Here is a 12,738-nt window from a genome sequence, read left to right on the forward strand (position 1 = left end):
CTTCGAAGCTTGTCGTATTGCTCGTATAAACCATCACCATATGCTTCGGGCGAAGCCCGAGCCAACTCCGCCTCCGAGGAACGAAGGAAAAAGTGCAAGGGCAATATGCTTTCGAGGTGTTTTCGCTATCGTGGCTTCGCCACCCTCGCCGCCGGAGGCATGTTTTTCGTCCTTCGCCCCTCTGGTTATCCGCAAAGGCACGGCTTTCGAGCCGCAGCGGTTTCATCGAGGCGCCTGACTTTGCTTCGCGTGGGGGCGTTTTTCAGGAGTTCGGGGGACTCCTTGGCCTCTTTGGCGATGGCTTTCAGGGTGTCGATGAAGTTATCGATGTCCTCTTTGGTCTCCGTCTCCGTGGGCTCGATCATGAGGGCTCCGTGCACCACCAGGGGAAAGTAGATGGTGGGGGGATGGAAGCCGTAGTCGATGAGCCGTTTGGCGATGTCCAGGGTGGTGACCCCGTCCTCTTCCTGGCGGGCATCGGAGAAGACGCATTCGTGCATGCAGGTCTTGTCGAAGGCCAGGTGAAAGGTGTCCTTGAGGCGCTCCTTGATGTAATTGGCGTTGAGGACGGCGTGGGCGCTGGCCTCTTTGAGCCCTTCGGCCCCCATGGAGAGGATGTAGCTGTAGGCCCTTACCATGACACCGAAGTGGCCGTAGAAGGTCATCATGCGGCCGATAGAGTCAGGGTAGTCCGTCACCAGGCGGTAGGTGTCCTTGATTTTTTCCACCCGGGGAACGGGGAGGAAGGGTTCAAGGGTCTTGTTGACGGCCACAGGGCCGGAGCCGGGCCCGCCGCCGCCGTGGGGCGTGGAGAAGGTCTTGTGGAGGTTGAAGTGCATGACGTCCACGCCGATCTCGCCCATCTTCACATAGCCCATGATGGCGTTCAGGTTGGCGCCGTCCCCGTAGACCAGGCCGCCTTTGTCATGGACGATCTCGCAGATCTCACGGATGTTCTCCTCAAAGAGCCCCAGGGTGTTGGGGTTGGTTACCATGATGCCTGCGGTGTCTTCGTCCATGAGTTCCCGGACGTCTTCCACCCGCATGATCCCCTCGCCGTTGACGGGAACCGCCACCGGGGTGTAGCCGCAGAGGGCGCCGCTGGCCGGGTTTGTGCCGTGGGCGGTGTCGGGAACCAGCATTTTCGTGCGAACCTGCCCCTTCTTCTTGTGGTAGGCGTAGATCATGAGAATCCCGGTGAGCTCACCGTGGGCACCGGCTGCGGGCTGGAGGGTCACCGCGTCCATGCCGGTAAGCTCCATGAGAAAGTGCTCCAGGTCGTACATGAGCTTTAAAGCCCCTTGGGTCCGCACTTCCGGCAGGAGGGGGTGGGCGTCGGCAAAGCCGGTGAGGTTTGCCTGACGCTCATTCACCTTGGGGTTGTACTTCATGGTGCAGGACCCCAGGGGATACATGCCGGTATCCACGCCGAAGTTCCAGGTGGACAGACGGGTGTAGTGGCGCACTACTTCCACCTCGGAGAGGTCGGGAAAGTCGGGCCCCTCCCCTGCCAGCTCCCCTTCAAAGGAGACCTCGTCCACATCGCACCTGGCAGACCCCGTAACTGCCCTCTTTTTCCCTTTTTCCCAGAGCAAAGGCTCGTTGAGTATCAGGCCGGAATCGCCTTGTCTGTAGCCGCTCATGCCGTCACCTCCTTGACCAGCTGGTCCAGATCGGTCTTCGAGAGGGTCTCCGTCACGCAGAGGAGATAGTGCCCTTGAAGCTCCGGATAAAAACGTTCCAGGGGAAGGCCCGCCACCACCATCTTGGCCAGGAGGCGCTCGTAGGTGGCTTCAAACCCTTCCGGGAACTTCACCACAAACTCATTGAAGGTAGGTGATGCAAAGGGAATCTCAATTCCTGCCCCGGCCAGGGCCTTTTTCAGGTACTCGGCTTTGTTGTGGTTGATCTGGGCCAGGCGCCGGAAACCGCTGCCCCCCAGGGAGGCCATGTACATGGCTGCGTTCATGGCGCAGAGGCCATTGTTGGAACAGATGTTGGAGGTGGCTTTCTCCCGCCGGATATGCTGCTCACGGGCCGCCAAGGTGAGTACGAAGCCCCGTTTGCCGTCTAAGTCCGTGGTGGTCCCCACGAGCCGTCCGGGGAGCTGGCGCATATGGGCCTTGGTGCTGGCCAGAAGGCCCAGGCCGGGCCCGCCGAAGGATTTGGGAATCCCCAGGCTCTGGCCGTCTCCTGCCACGATGTCCACGCCCTGGCTGCCGGGATTTTTCATCAGGCCCCAGGCAATGGCCTCGGTAAAGGAGGCGATCATCACGCCTTTCTGCGCATGGATGGCATCGGAAAAGCCCTTCAGGTCTTCCACCACCCCGAAGAAGTTGGGGGACTGAACGGCAACAGCGGCGACGTCACCCATGGCCTCAAGGGCCGCAAGGTCTGTGCGCCCTTCCGCGGTATAGGGCACCTCCACCACCTCCACCCCGGCAGGATCCATGTAGGTGCGGATCACCTCCCGGTGAAAGGGATGGCAGAGGGCGGAGACGGCAACCTTCTTGCGTTTTGTCTTTTTCACGGCCATCAACAGGGCTTCGGAGAGTCCTGTGGCGCCGTCGTAGTGGGAGGCCGTGGCAACGTCCATGCCCAGGAGGCGGGTGACCAGGGTCTGGAACTCGTAGATTCCCTGGAGGGTCCCCTGGCTGATTTCAGGCTGGTAGGGGGTATAGGCCGTTGCAAATTCAGAGCGGGAGAGAAGGTAGGGAACAGACGAGGGAATATGGTGGTTGTAGCTTCCCGCCCCGATGAACACGCGGTATTCACTGGAGGATGCCATGGTGGCGGCCAGGGAATCCATGTGGGCATTCAGGTCCCACTCACTCATGGCCGGGGGAAGGTCCATGGGTTTTGAGCTCCTGCACGCGGCAGGAATGGTGTGGAAGAGGTCGTCCACGGTATCGACACCGATGACCTTGAGCATCTCGTGGATGTCTTCCGGGGTATGGGGCAAATAACGCATCGCAAAACTCCTCTTATGCTGAAAAAATCCGGGTAGGGGCACTCCCCCTTCCCATGCACGGCCCGAGCCACGGGATGGCCCGCGCCGTTCATGGGGGTGACACAGTGTTGCCAGCCCCTCAGGCGTCGAAAAGCCCCAGGTACGCAGCTTTGTCGAGCAGCGCCTCCACCTCGGACAGGTCCGCCGGTTTTACACGGATCAGCCACCCCTGGCCGTAGGGTTCGCCGTTGACCAGGGCCGGGTCGTCTTCAAGGGCTTCGTTGACGGCCACGATCTCACCGCCAATGGGCATGTACAGCTCGGAGACAGCCTTCACCGACTCCACGGTGCCGAACTCCTCGCCCTTGTCAAAGCTGTCCCCAACCTGGGGAAGCTCCACGAACACAATGTCGCCGAGCTGGTCCTGGGCGTAATCCGTGATACCGATGACAACCTCGTCACCCTCGGTCCTGGTCCATTCGTGGTCGGTGGCGTACTTGACATCTTCCGGCAACACAAGCTGACTGATCTCTTTCATGGGGTCTCCTTTGCAGGGTTTGCGTCCTGCCCCGGGCCGACCGACGGGTGACACGGCCGGTCCGGCGAACGGGTTGTCTCATGTGGGTGATATATCCGGGCCAGTGGCCCGGGATCGAGACAGGGCTCCGGCGATCCGGAGTCCCGTCGTTACAGCATCTCGCGTATGGGGCGCCGTGCGGTGCGTCCGGGGCGGATGTCCGAGACAATCTCCACCGGCACCTTGCGTTTGCCGTGGGTAAGCACCACGGTGGTCCCGGGGGCCAGGGCCCGGGTAAGCTTTACGAATCCGCAGGAGAGCCTCGAACTTCGGTCCTTCTCGGGTAAGGTGTTCGAAACCGACGACACGATGTTCCCGTCCTGGCGTCCCAGGGCCACATCTGTGGTGCAGGTAAGGATGGTGCCGATGGCTTCTCCGTCCTCGGTGAGCACGCAGCTCTCCTCCCCGGCGGGAACCTTCCGTGGGTCAAAGCCTGCAAAGGCAGCGGTATAAAATACCTCCGTAGGGAAAAGCAGCGCGCCATCGCCCCGGAAGCCTTTCGTAAACGCCGTCTTTTCAGCGTTCCAGGGTAAGGCAAAATCCCAGGGGTGGTTGAGGAAGGCCCACCCTCCGATATCCTGATGGGAAAGGGGGAGCACGGCCCCGGTGCGCAACGAATCCCGGGAGGCGAGGCCACAGGGGCGAATGCCTGCGTCTTTTCCGGCGTTAAGAAGGGCCGCCCACACGGCCTCGGTTTTCTCCGGGATCACAAAGAGTTCAAATCCGAATTCACCGGTGTAACCGGTACGGGAAAGAAGAATGGGCGTGCCGTCGAGGAGCTTGACCTGCCCGGCACGGGGAGCGCGATCGTCAAAATGGCCCTTAAAAGAGAAGTAGGGCATGGAGTCAAAGACCGCTTCGGGGTCCCTGAGAACGGCCCCCAGGATTTTTGCGGCGCCCGGGCCCTGGATGTCGATTTTGCCCAGGCTGTCGGTAAGATCGGTGATGAGGCTCAGGCGCCCGTCTGAAAACCGCTCCAGCTCCATGGCGATGGCACCGCCCATGCCCGCGTTGACGCAGACCATAAAGCGATCGGACGCCATCTTGTAGACCAGGGCATCGTCGATGACATGGCCTTTTTCGTTTAAAAACGCACCGTAAACGGCCCTGCCCGGCACCAGGGGCCCCGGATCCTTTCCGATGCAGTGGTCGAGGTCTTTGCTGAAGCACTCCTGGAGCAGGTCGCGAGCCCCCCCGCCGTCCACGAGGATCACGGCCATATGGCTGGTATCAAAGAGCCCGGCAGAGGTAAGCACGGCCATGTGCTCCTCCCGGGTTCCGCCTTCGTACCACAGAGGCATCTCGTAGCCGCCAAAATCGGCCATATTGGCACCATGGTCACAGTGCCAGGCGTGCGCGAGGCCCCTCACCGTCGAATCCATACGCATCTCCTTTCCGGTTGACATCATCGTGACACGGAATCCACCCCGGACAAATGCAATGCAGGGTCAGTAACGAGGAGACATGCTGAGTCAATCGCTGAAACGCCGAGAGAGGAGAAAAATCGAGAGAGGGAAAGGATAAAAGCGTGAAAGGATACAGCGGTAAACCACCTGATGAAACCTGTCCTTTTCTTGAAAACCCGAGACATCATCACCACCTGCCAGAGTTCTCGAAGGCGGCACACCGGCTGAAGGGGAACCACCCTCCTTCCGCCGGAACGCCCCGGACCGCCCGGTGGGTCCGCCCCATGGCGGGCCACCACCTTCTGATTCATTTACAACAGATATACAGGGTACCTTCGTCTTACCCCTTGTACACCACAAAGGTTTCAACGGACTGGATATCCTTTACCTTGGAGAGCTCTTCGGTATAAAATTCGAGGAGCCCGTAGCCCTCCTTAAACAGAACCTGAACGATCAGATCGTATCGACCGGTGACAACGCTCACCGACACCACCCCTTTGAGGCGACTGATCTCTTCTCCCTTGTCCACGAGATTGACGTGGCTGATGTTCATCCCCACAATCACCACCCGGTGCCCCCGAAGGGATTCGGGGTTCACAAGGCCGGTTACATCAAGGACGCCCTCATCCTGAAGGCGCCTGACCCTTGCCCGGACCGTGTTTTCGGTGATGGAAAGTTCTTCGGCGATCTTCTTGAAAGAGCGCCGTCCGTCCCGAAGCAGCTTCATGATGGCGATGTGGGTCTCGTCGATGTTCATAGACTCTCGCTTGTCCGTTGTGTTCTTTCGCTCGTCAGTAAACATAATTTTTTCACTTTCTGTCAATAATTTTTTAGAACATTCATGTTTCCAGCAATGATGTTGACTTTTTTTGATGTATTCCCTAATAACACTCAAAGCAACAAATTCAGATTTCCTCAACCGATGCCCCGCGGGCCGAGCCGCTTCCCACCGACCGTTCCCCTCCCCACAGCGGCCTGCACATCCCAGGGATGACAGAAAGCGGGGCATCCGCACCAAGGAGAAAAGGCATGGCAAAACGAATCATCGTTATCGGAGCCGGACCCGGCGGCTATGTGGCTGCCCTGAAAGCCGCGGCCTTAGGCGCCGAGGTTACTGTCGTTGAAAAAGAGGGCGCCGGCGGCACCTGTCTCAACTGGGGGTGCATCCCCTCGAAAATCATGAAAACCAGTGCCGACCTGATGGAGAAGATGGCCCAAAGCGAAACCTTCGGGCTTGAACAGGTGGGAGACGTCACCGTGAACATGGCGCGCCTCATGGAGCGCAAGCGCTCGATCATCGCCACCCAGCAGAAGGGCATTCTGGCGCTTTTCCAACGGGCCGGGGTCACCTGGGTCCGCGGTTCGGCCAGAATTACCGGAAAAGGGAGCCTCGCCGTAACCGATGAAAACGGTGAAACCAGCGATCTGTACTGGGATAATCTTATCATCGCCACGGGTACCGTGCCAATGGCCTTGTCAGCCTTTCCCTTCGACGGCAAACGCGTGGTCTCCAGCAACGAGATCCTGAGCCTCTCCGAAGTGCCGGAGAGCATCGCCATCGTGGGCGGGGGTGTCATCGGCTGTGAATTTGCCTTTATCCTGAACGCCCTGGGGGCCAAGGTCACCCTCATCGAAGGCATGGACCGGGTCCTGCCCATCGATTCCGTGGACGAGGCGTGTTCCAAGCTCCTCACCCGGGAGATGAAAAAGAAAAAGATCACACTGTACACCAACCGCACGGTCACCGGCGTGGACACCACGGGCGAGGGCGCCCGGGTCACCATCGGTCCCTCCCCCTTTGCCGACAACCCCACGGCCAAAGAAAAGGAAATACTCACCGAAGAGGTTGCCATGGTGGCCTTCTGCGTGGGCCGCAGCCCCAACTCCTCGGACATCGGCCTGGAGCACACCGGGGTCACCGTGGACGACCGCGGCTGGATCCGGGTGGACGACGGCATGCGCACCAGCGATCCGTCCATCTACGCCATCGGGGACATCACCGGACCGGAACGCATCATGCTGGCCCACGTGGCCTCGGCCGAAGGGATGGTGGCTGCCGAAAACATCATGGGCGAGGATCGCACCATGGACTACACGGCCGTTCCCAACGCCATCTTCACCATGCCCGAGGTGGCCTGCACCGGCCTCACCGAAGCCCAGGCCCGCGACCAAGGGCTCGACGTGCGCACCGACACCGTCCTCTTCCGCGCCATCGGCAAGGCCCAAGTCCTGGGCGAACTCGCGGGCCAGGCCTCCATCGTCTCGGAGACAGGCACCGGAAAAGTCCTGGGCGTCCACATTGCAGGGCCCCACGCCACCGACCTCATCGCCGAAGGCACCCTTGCCGTCAACAAAGGGCTCACCGTCACGGACCTGGCAAAAACCATCCACGCCCACCCCACCCTGGCCGAGGCCATGCTGGAAGTCGCGTTAAAAGCGTCCGGCAACGCCCTGCACGGGTAGTCGAAAAACACAAAAAGCATGCCTCCGGCGGCGAGGTGAGCCACCTCGAAAGCTGATTGCCATTGCGCTTCGCCCTTCGTTCCTCAGGGCAAATCGCAATGGCGTTCGCCGCGGGCTGCGCCCGCCACCAAAGCGTGTGACTATACGGGTATTGTCACACGTTCTGTAACGGTGTGGACTCAGTGTCGTAACATTCTCGGAATCAGAATTCATCTGAGCACCTCCGGCGGCAAGGGAGGAGGTGCCACGATAGCGAAAAATCCTTGCCCGTTTCTCCCAAAAACCTAAAGCTTGCGGCCCTTCGCGTCTGTGCTATAGTAAAAAACAGAATTTTTTAAAGTGCATAACACCCAACCTCCAACCAGACGGCGGCCCATGACCCACTCTGCTGAGAGTTTGAAACTGGAGCTTAAATTTTCCGACCGCATCGGCGTCGTGGCCGATCTCACGCGCGAAGTCACGGACAAAGGGCTCAACATCCTGTCCATGGAAGTCATCCAGGACGGAGAAGCCGCCATCGTCTACATCGAACTGACCCGCCCCACAGGCCCCCACCCGTCTCCGGCATCACTGGTCACCGCCTTCCACGGGCTGCCCGGAGCCCTGTCTGTCCGCCTTGTCCGCACCCTCCCCCGGGAGCGCAGGGAAAAACACCACCAGGCCGTCTTTGACGGCGTCTCCGAAGGCATCATCGCCACCAACGAAAAGGGCCTTGTCACTACCATCAACCCCGTGGCCTGCCGCATCCTGGGCCACGACGCGGCCCAGCTCCTCGGCAAAAACATCCGGGACATCAAGCCCGACGGCAACATCCTGCTGGAATGCATGGCCCAGAAACGCCCCTTGAGCCGACGGGAGTCCGTGGTCACCCCCGACGGGCGTGTGGAGTTCTACGCCTCGGCCCAACCCATCCACGATGCAGGGGGACGTTCCGTGGGCACCGTGGTGCTCATGAAGGAACTCAGGGAGGTGCAGAAAATGGCAAGGGAGGTCGCCTCCCCCACCACCGCCAGCTTCAACTGCATCCTGGGCACCAGCCAGGGCATCAAGAACGCCGTGCTGCTGGCCCGGCGCATCGCCCCCACCGACGCCACGGTCTCCGTCCGGGGCGAGAGCGGCACAGGCAAAGAGCTCTTTGCCGGGGCCATCCACTTTGAAAGCAGCCGCACCGGCCCTTTCATCGCCATCAACTGTGCGGCCATGCCCGAGCCCCTCTTAGAGAGCGAACTCTTCGGCTACGCCGAAGGGGCCTTCACCGGGGCCCGGAAAAAGGGCAAACCCGGCCTCTTTGAGGTGGCCAGCGGGGGAACCCTTTTTCTCGATGAGATCGGTGAGATGCCCCCCGGTCCCCAGGCCAAGATCCTCCGGGTGCTACAGGAGGGCCTGGTCCGGCGCATCGGGGGTACCCGGGAGATCCCCGTGGACACCCGCATCATCACCGCCACCAACAAAAATTTAGAGGAGATGGTCCAAAAGCGCCTCTTTCGCGAGGACCTCTACTACCGCATCAACGTGGTTCCCGTGCACATCCCTCCCCTGCGGGAGCGCCGGGAGGACATCGGCCTCCTTGCCCCCCATTTCCTCGACCTGCTCACCGAAAAACTCAACAACCCCCGCCAGACCATCTCCGAAGCGGCCATGGAAAAACTCATGGGCCACCACTGGCCGGGAAACGTCCGCGAACTGAAAAACGTCATGGAGCGGGGCGCCATTTTAGGGGACGGCCACATCGTCAAGCACGCCAACATCCTCTTCAGCCACGAGGCCAACCTTGCCCCCGCAGCCGATGCCGAGTCTCCCGATCCCCAAGGCGGGCTGCGAGAGCTCACCGCCCAGTTTGAGACCGACCTGATCATCCGGGCCCTGAAGGATGCCGGAAGCATCCGTAAAGCCGCCGCTCACCTCAACCTCACCCACACCGCCCTGCTCAACAGGATCAAAAAGTACGGCATCCGCGTGGAAACAAAACGATCCATCGGAACGTATTCGTACCACTAAAACAACACGTTGTTTTCAAAGGACAACCGATCTAAATGGAGCTAATACGGTGCGATTTCAAACCATCTTAGCCCTGCCCCCACCACCACCCGGAAGCCCCTCTGCGCTTTTTTCCGGTTCTCCTATCCCAGGGCTGGCGACGGACGCAACGTCCCTGTTCTCAGGCCTTGCGCCCGCCCATTGGCTCCGATACACCGGGCGGTATTCCTGCCTTGCAGCCTCTTTTTTTCCACTCTGCTCATTCGTGGCAGCGTTTTTGCTCTTCTCTGTTTCCATGACCGGACGCCCCCCTCCCCTGCGGGGCCGTCCTCACCCGACGTTCACAATCCCCGGCGGGGCTCATCCCCGCCGAACAACAGGCCGGCCGTGGCCGGTCCCATGGAGGTTTCAATGATCGTAGGTATCCTCAAAGAGATCAAGTCAGAGGAAAATCGTGTCGCCATGACCCCCTCCGGGGTTGAAGTGATGACCGCCAACGGGCACACCCTGCTCGTGGAACAAAGCGCCGGCGTGGGCAGCGGCTTTTCCGATGCCATGTATGTGGAAGCCGGGGCGGAGATCGTCGCCACCCCGGCCGAAGTCTTCAGCCGGTCCGACATGGTCATGCACGTCAAGGAGCCCCAGCCGTCCGAATACGCCATGGTGAAAAAAGGTCAGATCGTCTTCACCTACATGCACTTTGCCGCCGACGAGGGGCTCACACGGGACTTTCTCAAAACAGATTCCGTCGCCATCGCGTACGAAACCATCGAAGACACCTCGGGGGGGCTGCCCCTTCTCACCCCCATGAGCGAGGTGGCGGGACGCATGTCCGTCCAGGAGGCTGCCAAGTACCTGGAGCGGGTCCATGGGGGACGGGGGATCCTCCTGGGCGGGGTCACGGGCGTGCCCCCGGCAACGGTGGTGGTCATCGGCGGGGGGATCGTGGGCACCAACGCAGCCCAGATGGCCTGCGGACTCGGTGCCAAGGTCTACCTGCTGGACATGAACCTGGACCGCCTCCGCCATCTGGGCGAGGTGATGCCCAAAAACTGCTTCCCCATGATGAGCTCTCCGGCAACGGTGCGTGAACTGATCCGCGAGGCGGACGTGGTGGTGGGAGCCGTCCTCATTCCCGGGGCCAAGGCGCCCAAGCTCATCACCCGTGAGATGCTCGGCACCATGAAACCCGGAGCCGTCATCGTGGACGTGGCCATCGACCAGGGCGGATGCTTCGAAACCTCCAAACCCACCACCCACGGCAACCCCATCTACGAGGTGGACGGCATCATCCATTACTGCGTGGCCAATATGCCCGGAGCTGTCCCCATCACCAGCACCATCGCCCTGACCAACGCCACCCTGCCCTACGCGGTGGAGATCCAGAACAAAGAGCTCCGGAGAAACGGCACTGCAATCATCGACGGCATCAAGCTCGTCAACCTGGCCAAGGCAAGATCACGTACAAAGGGGTCTCCGACGCCTTCGGCTGCGCATCCCCCGAGCCAATGACCTCCTGAAATAACCAACCGCCCCCCCACCACCACCACCAAACCCCACAGCCAGGGCCTCCCCACAGGGGGCCCGCCCCTGGGGCATACCGGGCTGTACCCGAAGCGAGCATATCGTCATGCGAGTCAGCGCACCCGACTTGCTCACAAAGACAAACCAGCCACCTGCCTGGCCGCCCCCCATCGGCAATTTTATCCATATTTAAAAGCGGATATTGATTATTTTTTCAATTCATGGTCTACTAACTTCCGTTTCCCTTAAGAACATCGCCGCAACACAGTTCTTTCTCATATGGAGACGACAGGCTCTCCGCCCGCCCACCTCACATATTTCATTTCTCTATTCCATGCGAGAAGTTAACGCTCCGGCACCCGGCCTTCCGATAACTTCTTTTTCTTTCTGCGGGTTGTGAAGCCGCCATGGCTAAGGCACCATATATCCCGGACGGGAGGCACCGCCCGGTGCATATAGGCAATCTCACACCACCACTGGAGGAATTTTATGGAGAACTTTATCGGGTTACTGAACAAAATCGATAGCATTATCTGGGGCGTCCCCCTGCTTGTCCTGCTCGTGGGCACAGGGCTGTGGCTGACCATCTCCCTTCGGGGAATTCAGTTCACCACCCTGCTTCACTCCCTCTACCTGGCCCTTGTCAAGCGCAGGGAAGAAGGAGATGAAGGCGACGGTGACATCTCCCATTTCCAGGCCCTGATGACGGCACTCTCCGCCACAGTGGGCACCGGTAACATCGCGGGTGTGGCCACGGCCATCGCCGTGGGCGGCCCCGGCGCCATGTTCTGGATGTGGGTCACCGGCCTGGTGGGCATGGCCACCAAATACGCGGAGGCCGTTCTCGCCGTGAAGTACCGTGAAAAGGATGAAAACGGCAACATGTGCGGCGGCCCCATGTACTACATCGCCAACGGCCTCGGATGGAATTGGATGGGGGTTCTTTTTGCCCTGTTCGCCTCCATTGCAGCCTTCGGCATCGGCAACATGGTTCAGTCCAACTCCGTGGCCGATGCGGTACACGCCACCTTTAACATCCCCGTAGGCGTCACCGGCGTTATCCTCATGATCTTCGTGGGTCTTGTGGTCATCGGCGGCATCAAGAGCATCGGCAAGGTCACCAGCGTGCTGGTTCCCATCATGATCGTCTTCTACATTGTCGGCTCCCTTGTCATCCTCATCCTCAACGCCAAGGCCATCCCCTCGGCCCTGACCCTGATCATCACCCAGGCCTTCAACCCCACCGCCGCCACCGGCGGGTTCCTCGGCGCGGGCGTCATGCTGGCCATCCGCATGGGCGTTGCCCGCGGGGTCTTCTCCAACGAATCCGGCCTCGGCAGCGCGCCCATCGCAGCCGCCGCAGCCCAGACCAAGCACTCCGTCACCCAGGCCCTGGTCTCCATGACCCAGACCTTCATCGACACCATCATCGTCTGCTCCATGACCGGCCTGGTCCTGATCATCACCGGCACCTGGTCCAGCGGCAAAAACGGAGCCGAGCTCACCACCTTCGCTTTTCAGGGCGCCCTGCCCGGCGGGGGCCTCATCGTCACCATCGGCCTCATCCTCTTTGCCTACTCCACCATCCTCGGCTGGTGCTATTACGGCGAGAAATCCATTGAATACCTGCTCGGCGAAAAAGCCATCATGCCCTACCGCGTGATCTTCGTGATCTTCGTGGGCATCGGGGCCACCCTGAAGCTCGACCTGGTATGGACCCTGGCCGACATCTTCAACGGCCTCATGGCCTTCCCCAACCTCATCGCCCTTCTTGCACTGACCCCCGTCATCATCAGCGAAACCCGGGACTACTTCGACAACCATTACAGGAAGTAGCCCGT

General features: G+C 60.5%; 10 protein-coding genes. 4 read left to right on the plus strand and 6 right to left on the minus strand.

The features are described from left to right. Positions 1-185 precede the first annotated feature (185 nt). The 5 genes from gcvPB to ACOYW1_RS15970 all read right to left on the minus strand — a co-directional run bounded on the left by gcvPB (position 186) and on the right by ACOYW1_RS15970 (position 5,735). On the minus strand, positions 186-1,643 hold the full coding sequence (gene gcvPB / locus ACOYW1_RS15950) for an aminomethyl-transferring glycine dehydrogenase subunit GcvPB (RefSeq protein ID WP_482423574.1): 1,458 nt from the start codon (positions 1,641-1,643) through the stop codon (positions 186-188). Then, a complete protein-coding gene (gene gcvPA / locus ACOYW1_RS15955) occupies positions 1,640-2,971 on the minus strand; it encodes an aminomethyl-transferring glycine dehydrogenase subunit GcvPA (protein ID WP_482423575.1) in 1,332 nt (443 codons plus the stop codon). Before gcvPA ends, gcvPB begins: the two co-directional genes overlap by 4 nt. Positions 2,972-3,089: 118 nt before the next feature. Then, entirely contained in the window at positions 3,090-3,488 is a 399-nt protein-coding gene (gene gcvH, locus ACOYW1_RS15960; protein WP_180143359.1) for a glycine cleavage system protein GcvH, read from the minus strand. A gap of 149 nt (positions 3,489-3,637) precedes the next feature. After that, complete coding sequence (locus ACOYW1_RS15965) at positions 3,638-4,909, minus strand: aminomethyl transferase family protein (RefSeq protein ID WP_482423576.1); 1,272 nt, start codon at positions 4,907-4,909, stop codon at positions 3,638-3,640. A gap of 364 nt (positions 4,910-5,273) precedes the next feature. After that, a complete protein-coding gene (locus tag ACOYW1_RS15970; RefSeq protein ID WP_482423577.1) occupies positions 5,274-5,735 on the minus strand; it encodes an Lrp/AsnC family transcriptional regulator in 462 nt (153 codons plus the stop codon). Between the two features lie 227 nt (positions 5,736-5,962). On the opposite strand from ACOYW1_RS15970, the gene lpdA reads away from it, so the two are divergent. Beyond that, entirely contained in the window at positions 5,963-7,396 is a 1,434-nt protein-coding gene (lpdA, locus tag ACOYW1_RS15975) for a dihydrolipoyl dehydrogenase (protein ID WP_482423578.1), read from the plus strand. A 375-nt stretch (positions 7,397-7,771) separates the two neighbouring features. Further along, positions 7,772-9,394, plus strand: coding sequence for a sigma 54-interacting transcriptional regulator (locus tag ACOYW1_RS15980; RefSeq protein WP_482423579.1), 1,623 nt, complete (start codon positions 7,772-7,774; stop codon positions 9,392-9,394). A 57-nt stretch (positions 9,395-9,451) separates the two neighbouring features. Here the strand turns inward: ACOYW1_RS15980 and ACOYW1_RS15985 are convergent, their stop codons facing one another. After that, a complete protein-coding gene (locus tag ACOYW1_RS15985; RefSeq protein WP_482423580.1) occupies positions 9,452-9,670 on the minus strand; it encodes a hypothetical protein in 219 nt (72 codons plus the stop codon). A gap of 114 nt (positions 9,671-9,784) precedes the next feature. Between ACOYW1_RS15985 and ald the strand changes: the two genes are divergently transcribed. Next, positions 9,785-10,885 carry an alanine dehydrogenase gene (ald, locus tag ACOYW1_RS15990; RefSeq protein ID WP_482423581.1) on the plus strand — a complete coding sequence of 367 codons (1,101 nt, stop codon included), beginning with the start codon at positions 9,785-9,787 and terminating at the stop codon, positions 10,883-10,885. A gap of 501 nt (positions 10,886-11,386) precedes the next feature. Beyond that, positions 11,387-12,733 (plus strand): alanine/glycine:cation symporter family protein, encoded by a 1,347-nt coding sequence (locus tag ACOYW1_RS15995; RefSeq protein ID WP_482423582.1) that lies wholly within the window; start codon positions 11,387-11,389, stop codon positions 12,731-12,733. Positions 12,734-12,738 lie beyond the last annotated feature (5 nt).

This window comes from Desulfoluna sp. CYM3A (assembly GCF_056829965.1).

What these genes read in the sequence shown, in the direction of transcription:
- ald (WP_482423581.1), top strand. Translation starts at nt 9,785, where the DNA reads ATGATCGTAGGTATCCTCAAAGAGATCAAGTCAGAGGAAAATCGTGTC.
- ACOYW1_RS15995 (WP_482423582.1), top strand. Translation starts at nt 11,387, where the DNA reads ATGGAGAACTTTATCGGGTTACTGAACAAAATCGATAGCATTATCTGG.
- gcvH (WP_180143359.1), bottom strand. Translation starts at nt 3,488, where the DNA reads ATGAAAGAGATCAGTCAGCTTGTGTTGCCGGAAGATGTCAAGTACGCC.
- gcvPB (WP_482423574.1), bottom strand. Translation starts at nt 1,643, where the DNA reads ATGAGCGGCTACAGACAAGGCGATTCCGGCCTGATACTCAACGAGCCT.
- ACOYW1_RS15970 (WP_482423577.1), bottom strand. Translation starts at nt 5,735, where the DNA reads ATGTTTACTGACGAGCGAAAGAACACAACGGACAAGCGAGAGTCTATG.
- lpdA (WP_482423578.1), top strand. Translation starts at nt 5,963, where the DNA reads ATGGCAAAACGAATCATCGTTATCGGAGCCGGACCCGGCGGCTATGTG.
- ACOYW1_RS15980 (WP_482423579.1), top strand. Translation starts at nt 7,772, where the DNA reads ATGACCCACTCTGCTGAGAGTTTGAAACTGGAGCTTAAATTTTCCGAC.
- gcvPA (WP_482423575.1), bottom strand. Translation starts at nt 2,971, where the DNA reads ATGCGTTATTTGCCCCATACCCCGGAAGACATCCACGAGATGCTCAAG.
- ACOYW1_RS15985 (WP_482423580.1), bottom strand. Translation starts at nt 9,670, where the DNA reads ATGGAAACAGAGAAGAGCAAAAACGCTGCCACGAATGAGCAGAGTGGA.
- ACOYW1_RS15965 (WP_482423576.1), bottom strand. Translation starts at nt 4,909, where the DNA reads ATGGATTCGACGGTGAGGGGCCTCGCGCACGCCTGGCACTGTGACCAT.